The organism is Mesorhizobium sp. AR10 (genome assembly GCF_024746795.1).
Taxonomy (GTDB): Bacteria; Pseudomonadota; Alphaproteobacteria; order Rhizobiales; family Rhizobiaceae; genus Mesorhizobium.
The window spans coordinates 2,197,534-2,216,414 of sequence record NZ_CP080524.1 but is presented as its reverse complement, the minus strand read 5'-3'; the positions used below and the strand labels follow the sequence as shown (position 1 = coordinate 2,216,414).

Below are 18,881 nucleotides of genomic sequence, written 5' to 3'. Positions count from 1 at the left end.
CGATGGCAAATCCGGACATCGTCATCATCGGCTCCGGTATCGGTGGCGCGACGATCGCCTCCGGCCTTGCCGGCAGCGGCGCCAACATCCTGATGCTGGAGCGCGGCGAGCCGTTGCCGGTGACGCCGCACGCGCGCGACACCCGCGCCATCTTCGTCGACGGCCACTATCGGCCGAAAGAGATGTGGCGCGAGGCCGGAGGTGCTGCCTTCAACCCCGGCAACTATTACTATGTCGGTGGCAATTCGAAATTCTATGGCGCGGTGCTGATCCGCTACCGCAAGGAAGATTTTGCCGCCATGGATCACCATGGCGGCGTCTCGCCGGCCTGGCCGTTTTCCTATGACGAGTTCGAGCCCTGGTATTCGAAGGCCGAACAGCTTTTTCGTGTGCGTGGCACGCTGGGCGAAGACCCGACCGAGCCGTTCCACTCTGTGCCTTATGCCTTCAAGGCGGTACCCGACGAGGCGTCCATCGCCCACGCCCGCGCCGAGCTCAAGAGCCTCGGCCTGCATCCGGCCTCGCTGCCGCTCGGCGTCGACATCGACGCCTGGCTGAAGGGCGGCAAGACAGGCTGGGATGCTTTCCCCAACACCGGCCAAGGCAAGGTCGACGCCCAATCGGGACCGCTGACGGCAGCGCTTACCGACACAAACATCCGGCTCGAAACCGGCGCTTATGTTGAATATCTCGAAGCTTCGTCCGACGGCAGGACTATTGCCGCAATCCACTATCGCCAGAACGGCGTCTTGAAGAAAGTCACGCCGAAGCTGGTGATCCTCTGCGCCGGCGCGGTCAATTCCGCCGTCATCCTGCTGCGCTCGCCCAACAGCAAGGGAGCTGGCAAGGGTCTCGCCAACCGCTCCGACCAGGTCGGCCGCAATTTCATGAACCACAATTCCAGCGCCATGCTGGCGATCGATCCGCGCCGCAGGAACAAGGCCGTCTACCAGAAGACGCTGATGCTCAACGACTACTATCTGTCCGACGGCAAGGGCGGCAAGCCGCTCGGCAACGTCCAGCTGCTCGGCAAGATCGACGGCAACATGCTGAGGGCCAATGTGAAGTACGCGCCGAAGTTCGCGCTCGATTTCATGGCCGGCCACGCCGTCGACTGGTACCTGATGTGCGAGGACCTGCCCGATCCCGAAAGCCGCATCATGGTCGACGGCAAGGACATCGTCATGCAGTGGCGGCGCTCCAACATGCAGTCGCTTGACGGGCTGACCAAGGTGATGCGCGAGAATTTCCGCGCCTGCGGCTATCCGATCGTCTTGTCGCGTCCCTTCGACAAGCGCACCCCCTCGCACCAGTGCGGCACGGTGAAGATGGGCGACGATCCGGCCACCTCACCGCTCGATCCGTTCTGCCGATCGTTCGATCACCAGAATCTGTTCGTCGTCGATGGCGGCTTCCTGCCGAATTCGGCAGCCGTCAACCCGGCACTGTCGATCGCAGCACAAGCGTTGCGCGTCGCCGACCACATCCGCCAAACGGAGCTTGCGGCGTGACCCGCCCGGCAGCAATCGTCACCGGCGGCGCGCGCGGCATTGGCCTTGCCTGCGCCGAGGCGCTTGCCGATGCCGGCTTCGACGTTCTTGTCGCCGACCTTGCCGACAGTGCCGCCGACGAGCTTTCTGCTGACATCACCGCCCGCGGCGCGAAATTCGCCTACGTCAGCTGCGACATCGCCAATCTCGACGGCCATGAAGCTGTGGTCGATGCCGCGATCAGCGCCTTCGGCCGCATCGACTCCCTGGTCAACAATGCCGGCGTCGGCGCTGTCGTGCGCGGCGACCTGCTGGACCTGAAGCCAGACAATTTCGACCGCACGCTCGGCATCAATCTGCGCGGCACCGTGTTCCTCAGCCAAGCCGTCGCCAAGGCGATGCTGACAGCGCCCGGCGATCGTCCGAAATCGATCATCACCATCACCTCGGTCAGCGCCGAAATGGCGTCGCCGGAACGGGCCGACTACTGCATTTCCAAGGCCGGGCTTTCGATGTGGGTGAAGAACCTGGCGCTGCGGCTGGCCCCTGAAAATATCGGCGTGTTCGAGGTGCGGCCGGGCATCATCCGCACCGACATGACTGCAGGCGTGACCGCCAAATACGACGCGCTGATCGATGGCGGGCTGGTGCCGGCAAAGCGTTGGGGCGAAACGTCTGACATCGGTGCCGTGGTGGCAACCCTGGCCGGCGGCAAGCTCGGCTTTTCGACCGGCTCTATCATCAATGTCGACGGTGCGCTCTCCGTACCGCGATTGTAAGTGGATGAGACCATGACCGACTATATCATCGTGGGCGCCGGCCCGGCCGGCTGCGTTCTGGCCAACCGGCTGAGCGAGGATCCATCGCATCAGGTGCTTCTGCTCGAGGCCGGAGGCAAGGACTGGCATCCCTATATCCATATGCCGGCTGGCTTCGCCAAGATGACCAAGGGTATCGCCTCCTGGGGCTGGTCGACAGTGCCGCAGAAGCATATGAAGGACCGCGTCTTCTGGTACACGCAGGCAAAGGTCGTCGGCGGCGGCTCTTCCATCAACGCCCAGATCTACACGCGCGGCAATGCCCACGACTACGACGCCTGGGAGAAGGAGGAGGGCCTCGCCGGCTGGGGTTATCGCGACGTACTGCCCTATTTCAAGCGGGCCGAGAACAACCAGCGCTACGCCAACGATTTCCATGGCGACCAGGGCCCGCTCGGCGTCTCCAACCCGATTTCGCCGCTGCCTATCTGTGAAGCCTATTTTCGCGCCGGCCAGGAGATGGGCATCCCCTTCAATCCGGACTTCAACGGCGCCAGCCAAGAAGGCGTCGGCTACTATCAATTGACCCAGAAAGACGCCCGGCGCTCCTCGGCCTCGGTCGCCTATCTCAAGCCGATCCGCGCCCGCAAGAACCTGGCCGTCAGGACCGATGTCCTGGTGACGCGCATTGTCGTCGAGAAGGGCCGCGCCATCGGCGTCGAAATCGTCGACAGGCCGGGCGGCGAGAAGAAAATCCTGCGCGCCGAGCGCGAGGTGATCGTGTCGTCCGGCGCCATCGGCTCGCCTAAGCTCTTGATGCAGTCGGGCATCGGCCCGGCCGACCACCTGAAATCGGTTGGTGTCACGCCGGTGCACGACCTGCCCGGCGTAGGCTCCAACATGCAGGACCATCTCGACCTTTTCGTCATCGCCGAATGCACCGGCGACCACACCTATGACAACTACGCCAAGCTGCACCGGACAATGTGGGCCGGCCTGCAATATCTGCTGCTGAAAAAAGGCCCGGTGGCCTCCAGCCTGTTCGAAACCGGCGGCTTCTGGTACGCGGACCCGACCGCTGCCTCACCCGATATCCAGTTCCATCTCGGCCTCGGCTCCGGCATCGAGGCCGGTGTCGAGAAGCTGAGAAACCCGGGCGTCACCTTGAACTCGGCTTTCCTGCGGCCGCGTTCGCGCGGTACGGTGCGGCTGAAGAGCGCCGATCCCGCCGACCATCCGCTGATCGATCCGAACTACTGGTCCGATCCTTACGACCGCGACATGTCGATCAAGGGTCTCAGGCTTGCACGCGAGATCATGCGGCAGAAGGCACTTCAACCCTACGTGATGCGAGAAGTGCTGCCCGGCCCCACCTTGGCCAGCGATGATGAACTGTTCGACTACGCCTGCCGCAGTTCCAAGACCGACCACCATCCTGTCGGCACCTGCCGCATGGGCCACGACGAAATGGCGGTTGTGACACCCGACCTCAGGCTGCGCGGGATCGAGGGCTTGCGCGTCTGCGACGCCTCGGTGATGCCACGCGTGCCGTCTTCCAACACCAATGCGCCGACGATCATGGTCGGCGAAAAGGGCGCCGATCTCGTCCTTGGTCGCGAGCCGTTGCCGCCGGCGGTATTCTCAGGCAATCAGGCAGCGTAAATCCTGGGGGTAGCCGAATGATCAGGCACTGTGTTTTCGCTCGATTTCGCAGAGATGTCGACGCCACCGAGCGCGCGGCGATCCATGCCGACCTCGAGGGGCTGCGCTGGGCGATCGACGGCATGAACAAGGTCGAGTTCAGCGCCAATGCCAGCCCCGAACCTTTTGCGCGCGGCTTCACGCACGGCTTCACCATCGACTTCCGCGATGCTGCCGCCCGCGACGCCTATCTGGTGCATGAGGCGCATCAGCGGGCCGGCGCCCGACTGGTCGCGGCACTCGAAGGTGGTACCGACGGGCTGATGGTGTTCGATCTCGAAATCTAGAACCAGTCGAGCGATGACACCGGTCACTCCCGCGCCTCTCGTCGCACCTTCCTGTCATTCCAGGCAGCGTTCGATCACATGAGCCACGCGAAAAAGTGACCACAGGTCTTCCGCAAACTGGCCGATAGTTCCTCACGTCCATGATGATGGAAGGAGGAACATTTTGCCCCTTAATTCGCAGCAGAAGAAAACCGTACTGGCGTCATTTCTGGGCTGGACCCTCGACGCCTTTGATTTCTTCCTGCTGACATTCCTGCTCACGGATATTGCAACTGAATTCCACGCTGATGTCCCGGCTGTCTCCAAGGCGCTGTTCCTGACGCTGGCGACGCGCTTCATCGGCGCGTTTTTCTTCGGCATGCTTGCCGACAAATACGGGCGCAAGCCGATCCTCATGCTCAACATCGTCAGTTACTCGGTGATTGGCGCATTGGCCGCCTTCTCGCCCAATCTTGGCATCTTCCTCGCGCTGCGCGCCCTGTTCGGCATCGCCATGGGCGGCGAATGGGGACTTGGCAGTTCACTGGCCATGGAATCCATTCCGCCCAGCGCCCGCGGCATGGTCTCGGGTATCCTGCAATGCGGATATCCGGCCGGCTACCTCTTGGCGGCGGTGGTCTATGGACTGCTCTACCAGCACACGATCGGTGGCTACACGATCGGCTGGCGGGCCATGTTCCTGCTCAGCTTCGTGCCGGCACTGATTGTCCTGTTCATCCGCTCGCATGTGCCGGAATCACCGGCCTTCGTCGACGCGCAGAAGGCAACCAGGCCGGGGCTTCTCGAAACGCTGCAAAAGCATTGGGGCGTCGCCCTCTATGCTGTCGTGCTCATGATGTTCTTCAATTTCTTCAGCCATGGCACGCAGGATCTCTATCCAACCTTTCTGAAGAAGCAGCACGGCTTTGACCCGCAGACAGTGAGCTGGATCACCATCGTTGCCAATATCGGCGCCATCGTTGGTGGCCTGGCGTTCGGTGCGCTTTCCGAGAAGATCGGTCGCGTCAATGCGATCACCTTGGCTTGCTTGATCGCCTTGCCGTCGATTCCGTTGTGGGCCTACAGCACCACACCTTTCATGCTCGCCATCGGCGCCTTCGTCATGCAGGTCGCGGTCCAGGGCGCATGGGGCGTTATCCCGGTGCACCTCAACGAGCTTTCGCCTGGCGCGGTGCGTGCGACCTTGCCCGGCTTCATCTACCAGGCCGGCAATCTCGCCGCCTCCTATGGCGGCCCCTATCAGGCAGGCATCGCTGAAGGCGCCGGCGGCAGTTACAGCTACGCGCTGGCGCTTTTTGCCGGCGTGGTCGCCGTCTGCATCATCGTCGTCATCCGCTTCAGCCCGGAAAGGCGCGGCCAGGTGATGACTGTGCTGGGCTGAAGTTCGGCAGCTAGCCAAGCCTGAGCGCTACGACTCCGGCGACGATGCTGAGCGCGGCGGCACCGCGCCAGCCCGTCATCCTTTCGCCCAGCGCGAACACCGAGATCATCATGGCGAACAGGATCGATGTTTCGCGCAGCGACGCCACCGATGCGATCGGCGCCTTGGTCATCGCCCACATCACGATCCAGTAGGCAGCGCCACTGAGCACGCCGGTGAACAGACCCGTCTTCCAGTCGCGCGCCAGCACCGGCAACGCCTTAGGGCCGCGAAAGACGAGGCACAGCACCAGCGCCCACGCGGCATCGCAGACGAACAGCCAGGCGGCATAGCTTGTTGCGGTGGCGGCCAGCCGCGCGCCGCTGCCGTCGGACAGCGTGTAGCTGGCGATGAAGATCGATGTGCCCAGCGCAAAGCCGACTGCGCGCAGGTTGAGCTTTTCCAGATGCGCGCCGCCACGAAACGACATCACCAGCGTGCCGGCCGACAACAGCAGAATGCCGAGAATGGCGAGCGGCGCCGGCACCTCCTTGACCACCACCATGCCGCCGAGGGCGGCAAGCAGTGGCGCGGTGCCGCGTGCCAGCGGATAGGTCTGGGCGAAGTCGCCGGCCTTGTAGGCGCCGATCAGGAACGTCCTGTAGCCCATGTGGAAGACCACCGAAGCGAGGATGAACGGCCACACCTCGGCTTTCGGTACCTCGACGAACGGCAAGGCCAGCAGTGCAGCAACACCCATGCCGAGCGTCATCAGCGTGATCGACAGGAAACGGTCGAGATGGACCTTGACCAGCGCGTTCCAGATCGCGTGCATGGCAGCGGCGGCTAGCACTGCGAAGAAGACAAAAAGCGTCATGCCGGCGTTTCCAGGTCGATGTCGACCCGCAGCGGAAAATGGTCCGAGGCGATTTCGCCGATGTCGGCGCTGACCGAGCGCACGCGCCCGGCAAACATGCCGCCGACAAAGCAATGGTCGAGCCGGCGCTTGGTCAATCTGCCGTCGATGGTCTTCACATGAGTGTGGAAATCCGTCGTCGGCTCGCAGGCAACGGCAGCAGCATCGACGAAACCGTCGAGATAGGCCGCGCCGTGATGATAGGGCGTGCTGCCGACGATGCGTTGGTATTCGGCGCTGCCCTGCTCCATGTTGAAATCGCCCATCCAGATCGCCGCCAGCGGGTTTTCCGGCTCGGCTTCGCCGTTGCTCCAGTTGCGGGCGGGCTCATCGTCGGCGCCGCTCCATGGGCCGCCATCGGACGGCGCCCGGCGATGCTGGCCTAAGAGATAGTCGATCTGTTCCAGCCGCTCCTCGGCGGCTATATGGGCGAGATGCAGCGACAGCACCCGCACCGGACCGGCCGGCGTACGGATCATGCATTCGAGTGCTGCATTGCGGGTGTTGAGCGGACGCAGCGTCCTACGCAGCGGCAGCGTATGCAGGCGCGACCAGACGATCGGCAGCTTCGACAGCACCATGGTGCCGAACTGCCGGCGCCGGTTGACGACAAGACCGTCGCGCTGTTCGCTGGCGTCCATGTCGAAGGCCGGACCATAGACCCAGTGATAGCCGGGCAGCAGCCGGGAAAGAAGTTCCGGCTGGTCGTCCTCATTGCTGCGCTGCCAGTGCCGTTCGACTTCCTGCAACGCGATGATATCGGCGCCGGCCACGATTCTGGCACAACGCGCGAGATCGTATCGGCCGTCGCTGCCGAACCCGTACTGGATGTTGTAGCTGACCAGCTTCATTGCTTATCCGGCTCAGTTTCGGTGAAGGCAGTAGCGGTTCGGCGATAGCGTTGCAATGTGCCGGGCGAATGACGGAACTGGGCCAGCCGCTAGGTCGTCAGCGGCTGGAACCGTCCGGCCGGAGAGGCGGCAAGTTCCGACCAGTCGATTTCCTCCTCCAGGCGATGATACGCTTCGTCGCCGATCGTTCCGTCGCGGCGTAGTTCTTCCAGCGCATCACGCTGGCTCTTGATGGCATAGAGACGCAACCGGTCGTATTCGGTCGCTGCCTCGGCATCCTCGGGATTTTCGGCGATCGTGCGCTGGGCGGTATATTGCTCGCGCACCGCAGCTGCGGCATTCGACGTCTTGCGGCTCAAGACATCCAGCGCCGCCTGCATGATGGCGACGCGCGCCTGCGCAACCTCACGGTCGATCGTTTCGTCCGGATCGAGATCAAGCCAGCGCAACAGCGGCTTCAGGCTCATGCCCTGCAGCACCAGCGTGCCGAGGACGACTGTGAAGGCGGCGAGCACGATCGGGTCGCGGCCGGGAAAGTCCTGCGGCAAGGCAAACGCCGCGACAAGGGTCACCAGGCCGCGCATACCGCACCAGCCGATGAGCACGCCGCCGCGTAAGGACGGAGCCTGCGCCTGGCGCTCCGCATCACCGAAGCGGGCTAGCCATCGAAGGATCACGCCGCAGCCCAGCACCCAGACAAGACGCGAAACGATGACGACGGCGAGAACCGCTGCGGCAAACACGAACGCTTCGGCTTGCCCCTGCCCGGCAAGCCGCTCGACGATCGAGCGCGCCTGAAGGCCCATCAGCACGAAGGCCAGCACGTTGAGCACGAACACCGCCGACTCCCAGACCGAATAGGTGCTGACGCGCCTTCTGGCCGACATGAGGCGCGGTCCCGTGCGCGCAATGGTCATGGCATAGACGACGATCGTGATGATGGCTGAAAGCCCCAGCCTGTCGGCCAGGATCCAGACCCCGAATGTCCCGGCGAATTGCACCACTGTACTGCTCGCCGCATCCCCGATACGAGTGAGCATCAGCAACGAGAGACGGCCAAGTACATAACCGGCAGCGAGGCTACCGACCGTCGATAGCAAGATCGTTGGCACGGCGTCGCGCAGAAGGACTGGGCCGAGTGCAGCCGTAACCGCGAAACGGTAGATCAGCAGCGCGGTGGCGTCGTTGAGCAGGCTCTCGCCTTGCAGGATGGCGGTGATGCGATGCGGCACCTTGAACTGTCCGAGCACCGCCGCGGCCGCGACGGCGTCGGGCGGCGCCACGATCGCGCCAAGGGCAATAGCCGCGGCGATCGGCAGGCCCGCCATTTTCCAGCCGACCAGCGCGACAGTCACGGTGGTGAAAATGACAGCGCCGAATGCCAGCAAGGCAAGCGGCAGTCGGTAGCGATTGAGATCGCGCAATGAGGTGTCATAGGCGGCATCGAGAAGCACCGGCGCGATGAACAGGGCAAGTGCCAGTTCCGGGTCGATCTCAATTGTCGGCGCGCCGGGCAGGAAGGCGATACCGGCGCCTGCCAATGCCAGCAAGGCTGGATAGGGAATCTGGATACGCCGCGACAAAGCCGTCAGCGCAACGGCGATCAGCAGGAGAACAAGGGTCAGTTCGAAAAGGGCCATACCCTATCGTAGCGGGACTATTGGCAGCGGCAAAGCCGCGGGATGCTGTTGATTGTCCACTATGCTCAGGCTGCCTGGCAGTATGCTTTGACCCGGTTGCCGGCGTATAAGCCTTGGTCATGATCCTCATCGGCCAATATGACTCGCCTTTTGTTCGCCGCGTCGGCATAGCGCTGACTTTGTACGGCCTGCCCTTCGAGCATCGACCGTGGTCCGCCTTCGGCGATGCCGACAAGATCCGTTCCTATAACCCGCTGATCCGTGTGCCGACACTGGTGCTGGACGACGGCGAGGTGCTGACGGAAAGCCATTTGATGCTCGATTATCTCGACAGTCTTGTCCTGGCCGAGCAAAGGATGTTTCCGACAAGCGAGCCCGCCCGCCATCAGGCGCTCAGGATCGCTGCCCTGGCCACGGGGCTCGGCGACAAGAGCGTCAGCCTGTTTTACGAAAAGCGCTTGCACGAGAAGGTCTCCGACCTTTGGGTCGGCCGCTGCCGGACGCAGATAGAGAGCGTCCTGGCCGCATTGGAAGCGGACCGCGCCGTGAGGCCCGGGACCTACTGGTTCGGTGACCGCATCGGCCATGCCGATGTCGCGGTTACCGCCGTGCTGCGTTTCCTCGGCGAAGCACATCCGGGCCTGGTTCCGCTGACCGGCTTTCCGGCGCTCGAGGCTCACGCCGCGCGGATGGAGGCCTTGCCCGTCTTTCAGGCGATCTCGCAGCCTTTCATCCCGCCGGCTTGAAGCAGGTCTTTGCCGCTGCCTTTAGTGCAGCACCAACATATCGCCGGAGGAGAACGAAATCTCGGCCTTTTCGCCGACGGCAGGCGGCGGGGTGGCCGGGCTGTTGAACGTGTCGAGCGAGACCGTGCTGCCGCCGATGCCGACGCGAACACGGATCACCGAGCCGAGGAAATGCACCTCTGATATTTCACCCGAAAGGCTGGAATCGCGGCCGGGCTGGCGGCCGAGCGAAATCGCTTCGGGCCGCAGCGCCAGCGACAGCGTGTCGCCGGACTTGGAACCGTTGAGCTTGCCCTTGAGCAGGACTTCCTCGCTGTTGACCCGCACCCTGCCCGAAGCGGCATCGGTGACGGTGCCTTCGAGCACGTTGAGCGTGCCGACGAAATTGGCGACGAACTTCGTCGCCGGCCGGTTGTAGATCTCGAACGGCGTGCCGACCTGCTCGGCCTTGCCGCCATACATGACGGCAATGCGGTCGGAGATCGACAGCGCCTCTTCCTGATCGTGAGTGACGAAGATGGTGGTGATGCCGAGCTTCTTCTGGATCGACCGGATTTCCTCGCGCAGCGACACGCGCACCTTGGCGTCGAGCGCCGACAGCGGTTCGTCGAGCAGCAAAAGCTTCGGCTTCGGCGCGATAGCACGCGCCAGCGCGATACGCTGCTGTTGACCGCCGGACAGCTGGTAGGGATAGCGGTCGCCCATCTGCGGCAGCTTGATGATATCGAGCATCTCGGCAACGCGCTTGTCGGCATCAGCCTTGGGCATGCCCGCCACCTTCAGCCCGAAGGCGATGTTCTGCGCCACCGTCAGGTTCGGGAACAGCGCATAGGCCTGGAACACCATGCCGACATTGCGCTGGTTCGGCTTCAGCCTTGTGATGTCCTTGCCAGCCACGACGATCTTGCCGGCGCTCGGCTCCTCGAAGCCGGCGACCATGCGCAGCACCGTCGTCTTGCCGCAGCCCGATGGTCCGAGGAAGGAGACGAATTCGCCTGGTTCCACGTCGAGGTTGAAATCCTGGACCACGGTGGTGGCGCCGAAGGATTTTCGCACGTGCTGGATGGAGAGGAACGGTTCGGCCATGGTTTTTTCTTTCGATCAGTTCGGGCGGTTCGCCGATCTCGGCGCGAAGCGGGACAGGATCTGGATCAGCGACATGCAGCCCCAGGTGATGGCGAAGGCGATGATGGCAAGGGCCGCCGGCTCATAGGCGCGGTTGGCACCGATGTTCTGCAGATAGGGGCCAAAGGCCGGCCGGTTGAGCAGGCTGGCCATGGTGAACTCGCCAATGACGATGGCGAAGGTGAGAAAGGCGCCCGACAGCACCGCGATCAGCACATTGGGCAGGATGACGCGGGTGATGATCGTACCCCAGCCGGCGCCCAGGATTTGGGCTGCTTCCGTCAGCGTGCGCACGTCGATGGTGCGAAGCCCGGTGTCGACGGCGCGATACATATAGGGCAGCGCCAATGTCGCATAGCCGATCACCAGCAGCAGGTCGGTACCCCGGTCACTCGCCAGGAAGGGCAGAGGCGAATTCGAGCCGTACATCCTGATGTAGCCGAAGACGATGACGATGGCTGGAATGACCAACGGCAACAGCGTGATGAACTCGACGATCGGCCGCAACTGCGGCAGTCGCAACCGGATCCAATACGCCGCCGGCACCACGATCAAGACGCCGAGAATGATGGTGAAGACGGCAGCAAGAACCGAATAGCCAAAGGTCGCCTGGAAGCGCGGATCGCCGAGCACGATCTGATAGGCGTCGAAGGAATAGACGCCGCGGCGCATGCGCATGGAAAATTCCACCGTCGCGATCAGCGGAATGAAGAAATAGGCGGCGCCGAGGATGAAGACGACCCAGGCCCAGAAACGTCCGGACTTCATTTGAGCCACCTCTCGGAACGGGTCCGGAACCAGATGTAGAAGACATTGGCTAGGCCGGTGATGACGATCATGCCGAAGGCGATCGCATAGCCCAGATGCGGGTTGTGCAGCACGTCACCGCGGATTTGCGCATAGAGCAGGATCGGTACGATGTTGAGCGACGAGCCGGTCAGCGCATAGGCGGTGGCGATGGCGCCGAAGGCATTGGCGAACAAAAGGATGACGGTGCCGAGAAAACTCGGCCAGATCACCGGAATGACCACCATGCGCCAATATTGCGCGGTGGTGGCGCCGAGCGTCGCCGCCGCTTCGCCCCATTCCTTCTTCAACCCGTCGATCGCCGGCGTGATGATGACCACCATCAGCGGGATCTGGAAATAGACATAGGTCAGCGTCAGGCCCCAGAAGGACAGGATGTTGAACCCGTGCGCATAGATGTTGAGACCGAATACGGTGTTCAGGATTACTGTGGCAAGGCCCAGCCTGCCGAGCGTGGCGAGGAAGGCGAAGGCCAGCGGCACGCCGGCGAAATTGGAGGCCACGCCGGAAAATGTCAACGTCGCTGAACGTATCCAGTCGGGCAGGCCGCCGCGCACGATGGCGATGGCAATTGCCAGACCGGCGAACGCGCCGATTAGCGCCGAGGCAAGGCTGACCTTGATCGATATCCAATAGGCGGCAACGATCGATGGCTGCGCCAAGGCGGCGATGTTTTCCAGCGTGAACTCGCCATCATTGTTCTGGAATGCGCCCAGCATCAGATAAAGTGTGGGCAGGATCAGGAACATGATGGCGAAGATGAAGAAAGGCGCAACGCCAAGCCATTGCGTCGGCAGTCGCAATGCGCGCGCCTCGCCTGGGGGCGCGGTCTTCCCAGCAATTGCCTGATCGGAAAGCGAGAGATCGGTCATGCGCCGGCTACCGTCCTGGAGGGAGTCCGGGCGGCCATGCAGCCGCCCGGATCGATTTCAAGTCTTACTTGACGTTGGCGCCGACAACGGCGTCCCAGTTCTTGCTGATGGCTTCCTTGGCCTTGCCCTGCTCGTCGAGCGTCGGGAACACTGCCGAGGCGTAGGATTCGGCCGGGGGCAGCTTGGCCAACACGTCCGCCGGGATCTTGCCGTTCTTGGCGAGATCGTTGAAGCGGATCGGGTGGCAATAGCCCTTCAGCCAGCCGATCTGGCCTTCGTCGGAATAGAGGTACTCCATCCAGAGCTTGGCTGCGTTCGGATGCGGCGCGTAGGCGCTGATCGCCTGCACGTAGACACCGGCGACAACGCCGGTCTTCGGCACCACGACGTCGACGGGCGGGTTGCCCTTCAGCGTGTCACGACCAGCGAGCGCATTGTAATCCCAGTTGATCAGGATAGGGGTCTGGCCCTGGGCGAGCGTCGCGGGCTTGCCGACGACCGGAACGAAATTGCCGGCGGCGTTGAGCTTCTTGAAGAAGTCGAGGCCAGCGGTGCCGGCAGCTTCACCAGCGGCGGCGCCCGACGACAGACCGGCGGCGTAAACCGCCTGGATGGCCTGGTTCGAGGCGCGCGGATCACCGGCAAGGGCTACCGAGTTGGCAAATTCCGGCTTCAGAAGATCGGCCCAGTCGGTTGGCGATTCCTTGACCAGATCCTTGTTCACCATCATCGACAGAACGCCGTAGTAGTCACCGTACCAGGCGCCATCGGCGTCCTTGGCGCTGTCCGGGATCGAGTCCCAGGTCGACACCTTGTAAGGCATCAACAGACCATCGGCCTTGGCTGTCGGGCCAAAGGACAGGCCGACGTCGATAACGTCGGGTGCCTGCGGGCCCTTGTTGTCCTTGTTGGCTTTGATCGCCTCGATCTCGTCGCCGGAGCCGGCATCGGGATTGAGCTCGTTGATGGTGATTTCCGGATACTTCGCCTTGAATCCGGCGATGACGTCGCCGTAGCCGCACCAGTCATGTGGCAGCGCGATGGTGGTGAGCTGGCCTTCCGCCTTGGCGGCGGCAACCAGTTCATCCAAGGACTGGGCCGACGAGATGGCAGAGGTCGCCATGAGGGCGACGGCCGATAGGGAAAGCATTTTCCCCGTGAATTTGAACATGTGTTCTCTCCGTTGAACTGACGCCGTTGGACGCCTGCGATCCGGTATCGTTTTCATGTGACAGCCAGATGAAAGCTTTATGAAACCGGCACCCCGCAGTACGAAAAAGTAAACTCTTTTTAACTTGATGTAGCAATCGCCTCGCGATTATTTTTCCGGCTAATGACTTTCTGCCTTGCCCTTCATCCCCTCCCCCTTGTTTTGTATCTCTTTTTTGGATCGATTTTTCCTCGGAAAACGCTTTCACACTGTACCAGCGATGGCGTTTTCCAGCAGCGTCAGCGCCGCCTTTTTGGTCAGCTTGACCGGGTTGCCGCCGGCGGTCGGATCGACCACCGCCATGTCGGCGATCAGGCCCTTGCGCTTCCTGTCCATGTCGAGGCCCTTGATCAGGCCCGGCAGCGCATGCGGCACCTTCAGCTCCTTGCGCAGCTTGATGACCGCCTTTGCAAAACCATCGAAGCCACCCTTGATGCCGCAATAGGCGGCGAGCCTTGCGATGCGCACCTCGATGGCGTCGCGGTTGAAGGCCAGCACATAGGGCATGAAAACGGCATTGGTCATGCCGTGATGAGTGTCGTAGAGCGCGCCGATCGGATGCGACAGCGAATGGATGGCGCCCAACCCCTTCTGGAAGGCCGCGGCCCCCATGGCGGCCGCGCTCATCATATGGGCGCGGGCGACGAGATCCTTGCCATTGGCATAGGCTTTCGGCAGGTTTTCAAAGACCAGCCGCACGCCTTCCACCGCGATGCCGTCGGCCATCGGATGATAGCCAGGCGCGCAATAGGCCTCGAGGCAATGGGCGAGCGCATCCATGCCGGTGCCAGCGGTGATGAAGCCTGGCATCCCGACCGAAAGTTCCGGATCGGCAATGACGATCGCCGGCAAAAGCTTTGGATGGAAGATGACCTTCTTGGTGTGCGTCGCCTCATTGGTGATGACGCCGGCGCGGCCGACTTCCGAGCCGGTGCCGGCCGTGGTCGGCACGGCGATGATCGGCGCGATCGCGTCCGAGTTGGCGCGCGTCCACCAATCGCCCACGTCCTCGAAATCCCAGACCGGCCGGGTCTGCCCGGCCTGGAAAGCGATCAGCTTGCCGAGGTCGAGCGCCGAGCCGCCGCCGAAGGCGATGACGCCGTCATGCTTGCCCTTCTTGAACACGGCGATGCCGGCGGTCAGATTGGAATCCACCGGGTTCGGCTTCACCTCGGAAAACACGCCATAGGGAACCTTGGCGTCGTCGAGGATCTTCAGGGTCGAGGCGACGACCGGCAGTTTGGCCAACCCCGGATCGGTGACGAACAGCGGCCGCTTGATGCCGGTTGCCTCCAGCACTTCAGGCAATTCCCTGATGCGCCCGGCGCCGAAACGCACGGTGGTGGGGTAGTTCCATTTGGAGATGAGCTTGGACATTTTTGTCTTTCGAAAAATCAGATGGTTTCACGCAGATGGTATGACTTCGACCGGGTCAGATTGTCGTAGCCGATGGCAGACAGTGCCGCCCCCTTGCCGGTGTCCTTGACGCCGGTCCAGACCAGCGCCGGATCGAGATAGTCGCAGCGGTTCATGAACACAGTGCCGGTTTCGACACGGTCGCCGATGGCGGCGGCATGGTCGGTGTCGCGCGTCCAGATCGAAGCCGTCAGCCCATAGGGGCTGTCGTTCATCAGCGCGATCGCCTCCTCGTCGTTGCGCACCTTCATGATGCCGACGATGGGGCCAAAACTTTCCTCGCGCATGACGCTCATCTGATGGTCGACCTGGGTCAGCACTTCCGGCGCCAGATAGGGCGAGCCTTGCTTGTCGTCGGCCACCTTCATGTTGATATGCGCCTTGGCACCTTTGCGCAGCGCTTCGGCCTTCTGCTCACGGATCAGGTCGGCGAAGCGCGCCTGCGCCATCGGCCCCATCGTCGTCGCTTGGTCGAGCGGGTTGCCGACGACATAGTTCTTCGTCTCGGCGATGAAGCCTTCGACGAACTCGTCATAGACCTTCTCGTGGACATAGACGCGCTCGATGCCGCAGCAGCACTGGCCCGAATTGAAGAAGGCGCCGTCGACCAGATTGGCAACAGCGTGGTCCATCTTGGCGTCGGGCAGGACATAGGCCGGATCCTTGCCGCCGAGTTCGAGGCCGAGCGTCAAGAAGGTGCCCGCCGCAGCCTTTTCGATGGCACGCCCCCCGCCGACCGAGCCGGTGAAGTTGACATGGTCGATCTTGCCTGAACCGAGCAGCTTTTCGGTCTGGCTATGGTTGAGCACGACATTCTGGAACACGCCCTTGGGCAGGCCTACCTTGTCGAACGCCTGCTGGAAGCGCTCGCCGACCAACAGCGTCTGCGCCGCATGTTTGAGGACAACGGCATTGCCGGCCATCAGCGCCGGCACGATGGTGTTGACGGCGGTCAGATAGGGATAGTTCCACGGCGCGATCACCATGACGACGCCAAGCGGATCCTTCTTCACGTAGCGGCGAAAGCCGTCCTTCGGGTTGGACGCAGGCATGGATCTGAGCGCCGCCTCGGCGATCTCGACCATGTAATTGGTGCGTTCCCTGACACCGCCGAACTCGCCGCCATAGCGCACCGGACGGCCCATCTGCCAGGCGATCTCCAGCACGATCTCGTCGGTCATCGCAACCAGCGCTTCCAGCATGGCAAGCATGTATTTGCCGCGTTCGACGATCGGTGTCTGCGCCCATTTCTCTTGCGCCGCCTTGGCGCGCTCGACCGCCGCGTTGATGGCCTGATCGGTGGCGATCGGCCGCTCGGCATAGATCGAACCATCGATGGGCGATTTTATTTTCACGGTTTCCAATTAACGTCTCCAGTTGTCTCTTCTCAGCAGGCGATGGCTCGAACGTGGCCCTGGGCGGCATAAGCCAGGATGGCCCGGTCTCGCGTTATGATCGTCAGATCGCGCTCTCTTGCAGTGGCAATGAGAATCCTGTCGATGGGATCGTTGTGCGCCGTGCCAGGCAGATAGGACGCAGCAGCGAGGATCCGTGGAGTAACTCCTTCCACTTCGACGGCGGCCGCGTGAACGAACTCATCGAACCAGCGCTCGGGAGTCTTTGTCGACGGCAACCTACCCTTGGAGACCAGCATTCCCATTTCCCATGCCGTCATGACAGACACGTTCAGCGTGCCGGACTGAGGAACCTTGCCGATGGCCTTGATTGCCGTATCGGCAATCGGCTCGTCCTGCGATATCCAGATGACCGCGCACGTATCCAGAAGAAGGTTTTCAGTCTTCATAGACTTTGTCCCAATCCGGATCGGCAGGCTCTGTCAGATCGACATCGGGAATGATCGTAAGCGTCCCCTTCATGCAGCCGAAGATCGGGTGGCGCGATGGCGTTCCGCTGATTTCGGCCTGCGCCGATTCACCAAAACCTTTCGACCCGCCCGGATGCCCCACGGCGCGTCGAAACACCAGATTTTCGCCGGCAATGTTGACCGACTCCGTTTGGAAGCCCGCAGCCAGCCATTCCTTCGTCATCGGATTGTTGCTGGGGTTGTTGCTCCACCAGGCCGGGTACTGCTTGGACGCAGGCAGCTTCTCGCCAAGCAGCTTCTCGATGTCGCCGAACGACATCGGAATCCGCTCGGCGGCCTGCGACATGAGATACGAACGCAAAGGCGAATACTTTCCCATTTTTCGCGCTCCCTGAAATCCTAACTTAGCCAGATTGCAGCTTTAGTTAGGTGCAGTCAACGCTAATTACAGCTTTAGTAGCGCTCAAAACCCCTGTGCAGTTCCCAATCCGTAATCCGGCGGTCGTATTCGAACTGCTCCCACTTGGCGGTGTGGACATAGTGTTCGAGCACGTCCTCACCGAGCGCCTGCTTGAGCATCTTCGACTTCGCCAGCGTTTCGGTGGCATCGCGCAGCGTCTTCGGGATCTCCGGCAGGCGCGACGCCTGATAGGCGTCGCCGACGAAGGGCTTCTGCAATTCCAGCTTTTCGTCGATGCCGGCAAGACCGGCCGCGATCAGTGCTGCGAAGGCGAGATACGGATTGAGGTCGGCGCCACCAATGCGACATTCCATGCGGATCCCCTTGGTGCCCTCGCCGCACAGGCGGAAGCCGGCAGTGCGGTTGTCCTCGCTCCACATGATCTTGGTCGGCGCGAACGTGCCGGCCTGGAAGCGCTTGTAGGAGTTGATGTAGGGCGCCAGGAACCAGGTGAATTCCTTGGCATATTTGAGCTGCCCCGCCGCCCATTGCTGGCCGAGCGTCGACAGCGTCCAGTCAGCCTTCTTGTCGAAGAACAGCGGCGTCTTGCCGTCGGCGCTCCACAGCGAATTGTGGATGTGGCTGGAATTGCCGGCGAGCCCGTAATTGTACTTGGACATGAAGGAGATCGCCTTGCCTTCGGACTCGGCGATTTCCTTGGCGCCGTTCTTCAGGATGACGTGGCGGTCGGCCATGTCGAGCGCCTCGGCATAGCGGACATTGATCTCTTCCTGGCCCGGCCCCCACTCGCCCTTGGAATTCTCGATCGGAATACCGGCCGCATCCATCTCGTTGCGTAGCCGGCGCATGACGCCTTCTTCCTTGGTGGTGATGCCGATCTGATAATCGCCGATATAGGGCGAAGCAGTGTCTAGGCCCTGCCAGTGCTTCTTGCGGGCGGAATCGTAGCTCTCGTTGAACAGATAGAATTCGAGTTCGGAGGCGAAATAGCCGATGTAGCCGCGCTCCTTCAGGCGCTTGACCTGCTTCCGCAGGATGGCGCGCGGCGAATGCGGCAGGTCGTCATGGGTGTGGTGGTCGAGCACGTCGCAGATCACCAATGCCGTCTTTTCCAGCCATGGAATGCGCCGCAGCGTCGCCAGATCCGGCTTCATGACGAAGTCGCCATAGCCCTTCGACCAGCTCGCCGCCTTGTAGCCGGGCACTGGTTCCATATCGATGTCGGCGGCCAGCAGATAATTGCAGCCATGCGTCTCGTCATGGGCGGAATCGACGAAATACTGTGCCAGGAATCGCTTTCCCGCGAGCCGGCCCTGCAAGTCGACGATGCAGGCCAGCACCGTGTCGATCTCACCGCTGGAGACCGCTTTCTTCAACTGATCGAACGAGAAATTTCCGGCCATTCTTTTGGCACTCCAGCGCTTGGTCTTTTGAATGAGTTAAACGGAACCCATGG

The 18,881-nt window shown here is 62.2% G+C and carries 18 protein-coding genes; 6 read left to right on the top strand and 12 right to left on the bottom strand.

All coding sequences use genetic code 11. The features are described 5' to 3' along the window. Nucleotides 1-2: 2 nt before the first annotated feature. From LHFGNBLO_RS14240 to LHFGNBLO_RS14220, 5 genes are all read left to right on the top strand, one after another. Nucleotides 3-1,511, top strand: coding sequence for a GMC oxidoreductase (locus tag LHFGNBLO_RS14240; RefSeq protein WP_258608331.1), 1,509 nt, complete (start codon nt 3-5; stop codon nt 1,509-1,511). Then, nucleotides 1,508-2,269, top strand: coding sequence for a 3-ketoacyl-ACP reductase (locus LHFGNBLO_RS14235; protein WP_258608330.1), 762 nt, complete (start codon nt 1,508-1,510; stop codon nt 2,267-2,269). The genes LHFGNBLO_RS14240 and LHFGNBLO_RS14235 overlap by 4 nt, the downstream gene beginning before the upstream one ends. Before the next feature lie 12 nt (nt 2,270-2,281). Beyond that, on the top strand, nt 2,282-3,910 hold the full coding sequence (locus LHFGNBLO_RS14230) for a GMC family oxidoreductase (RefSeq protein ID WP_258608329.1): 1,629 nt from the start codon (nt 2,282-2,284) through the stop codon (nt 3,908-3,910). Nucleotides 3,911-3,927: 17 nt separating this feature from the next. Beyond that, a complete protein-coding gene (locus LHFGNBLO_RS14225) occupies nt 3,928-4,236 on the top strand; it encodes a Dabb family protein (protein ID WP_258608328.1) in 309 nt (102 codons plus the stop codon). A 163-nt stretch (nt 4,237-4,399) separates the two neighbouring features. After that, nucleotides 4,400-5,617, top strand: a complete 1,218-nt coding sequence (locus tag LHFGNBLO_RS14220) for an MFS transporter (protein ID WP_258608327.1) — start codon at nt 4,400-4,402, stop codon at nt 5,615-5,617. Nucleotides 5,618-5,627: 10 nt separating this feature from the next. Here the strand turns inward: LHFGNBLO_RS14220 and LHFGNBLO_RS14215 are convergent, their stop codons facing one another. The 3 genes from LHFGNBLO_RS14215 to LHFGNBLO_RS14205 all read right to left on the bottom strand — a co-directional run bounded on the left by LHFGNBLO_RS14215 (nt 5,628) and on the right by LHFGNBLO_RS14205 (nt 9,003). Beyond that, nucleotides 5,628-6,473, bottom strand: a complete 846-nt coding sequence (locus tag LHFGNBLO_RS14215) for an EamA family transporter (protein ID WP_258608326.1) — start codon at nt 6,471-6,473, stop codon at nt 5,628-5,630. Next, nucleotides 6,470-7,363, bottom strand: coding sequence for an endonuclease/exonuclease/phosphatase family protein (locus LHFGNBLO_RS14210; protein WP_258608325.1), 894 nt, complete (start codon nt 7,361-7,363; stop codon nt 6,470-6,472). The genes LHFGNBLO_RS14215 and LHFGNBLO_RS14210 overlap by 4 nt, the downstream gene beginning before the upstream one ends. 89 nt (nt 7,364-7,452) lie before the next feature. Beyond that, the gene (locus tag LHFGNBLO_RS14205; RefSeq protein WP_258608323.1) at nt 7,453-9,003 is read right to left on the bottom strand and encodes a cation:proton antiporter; all 1,551 of its coding nucleotides are present in this window, start codon (nt 9,001-9,003) and stop codon (nt 7,453-7,455) included. 119 nt (nt 9,004-9,122) lie between these two features. On the opposite strand from LHFGNBLO_RS14205, the gene LHFGNBLO_RS14200 reads away from it, so the two are divergent. Further along, nucleotides 9,123-9,749, top strand: a complete 627-nt coding sequence (locus tag LHFGNBLO_RS14200) for a glutathione S-transferase family protein (RefSeq protein WP_258608321.1) — start codon at nt 9,123-9,125, stop codon at nt 9,747-9,749. 21 nt (nt 9,750-9,770) lie between these two features. Here LHFGNBLO_RS14200 and LHFGNBLO_RS14195 read toward each other — a convergent pair whose 3' ends face one another. From LHFGNBLO_RS14195 to LHFGNBLO_RS14155, 9 genes are all read right to left on the bottom strand, one after another. Further along, the gene (locus tag LHFGNBLO_RS14195; protein WP_258608319.1) at nt 9,771-10,835 is read right to left on the bottom strand and encodes an ABC transporter ATP-binding protein; all 1,065 of its coding nucleotides are present in this window, start codon (nt 10,833-10,835) and stop codon (nt 9,771-9,773) included. 15 nt (nt 10,836-10,850) lie between these two features. Then, nucleotides 10,851-11,642, bottom strand: coding sequence for an ABC transporter permease (locus LHFGNBLO_RS14190; RefSeq protein WP_258608317.1), 792 nt, complete (start codon nt 11,640-11,642; stop codon nt 10,851-10,853). Continuing rightward, on the bottom strand, nt 11,639-12,553 hold the full coding sequence (locus LHFGNBLO_RS14185; protein WP_258608315.1) for an ABC transporter permease: 915 nt from the start codon (nt 12,551-12,553) through the stop codon (nt 11,639-11,641). Before LHFGNBLO_RS14185 ends, LHFGNBLO_RS14190 begins: the two co-directional genes overlap by 4 nt. A gap of 64 nt (nt 12,554-12,617) precedes the next feature. After that, on the bottom strand, nt 12,618-13,724 hold the full coding sequence (locus tag LHFGNBLO_RS14180; RefSeq protein ID WP_258608313.1) for an ABC transporter substrate-binding protein: 1,107 nt from the start codon (nt 13,722-13,724) through the stop codon (nt 12,618-12,620). A gap of 243 nt (nt 13,725-13,967) precedes the next feature. Then, nucleotides 13,968-15,140, bottom strand: coding sequence for an iron-containing alcohol dehydrogenase (locus LHFGNBLO_RS14175; protein WP_258608311.1), 1,173 nt, complete (start codon nt 15,138-15,140; stop codon nt 13,968-13,970). A 17-nt stretch (nt 15,141-15,157) separates the two neighbouring features. Next, on the bottom strand, nt 15,158-16,543 hold the full coding sequence (locus LHFGNBLO_RS14170) for an aldehyde dehydrogenase family protein (RefSeq protein WP_258608310.1): 1,386 nt from the start codon (nt 16,541-16,543) through the stop codon (nt 15,158-15,160). Nucleotides 16,544-16,566: 23 nt separating this feature from the next. Next, entirely contained in the window at nt 16,567-16,983 is a 417-nt protein-coding gene (locus tag LHFGNBLO_RS14165) for a type II toxin-antitoxin system VapC family toxin (protein WP_258608307.1), read from the bottom strand. Continuing rightward, nucleotides 16,973-17,350 (bottom strand): hypothetical protein, encoded by a 378-nt coding sequence (locus tag LHFGNBLO_RS14160; protein ID WP_258608306.1) that lies wholly within the window; start codon nt 17,348-17,350, stop codon nt 16,973-16,975. The genes LHFGNBLO_RS14165 and LHFGNBLO_RS14160 overlap by 11 nt, the downstream gene beginning before the upstream one ends. A 107-nt stretch (nt 17,351-17,457) precedes the next feature. Beyond that, on the bottom strand, nt 17,458-18,828 hold the full coding sequence (locus tag LHFGNBLO_RS14155) for a glutamine synthetase family protein (RefSeq protein WP_258608305.1): 1,371 nt from the start codon (nt 18,826-18,828) through the stop codon (nt 17,458-17,460). Nucleotides 18,829-18,881: the final 53 nt, after the last annotated feature.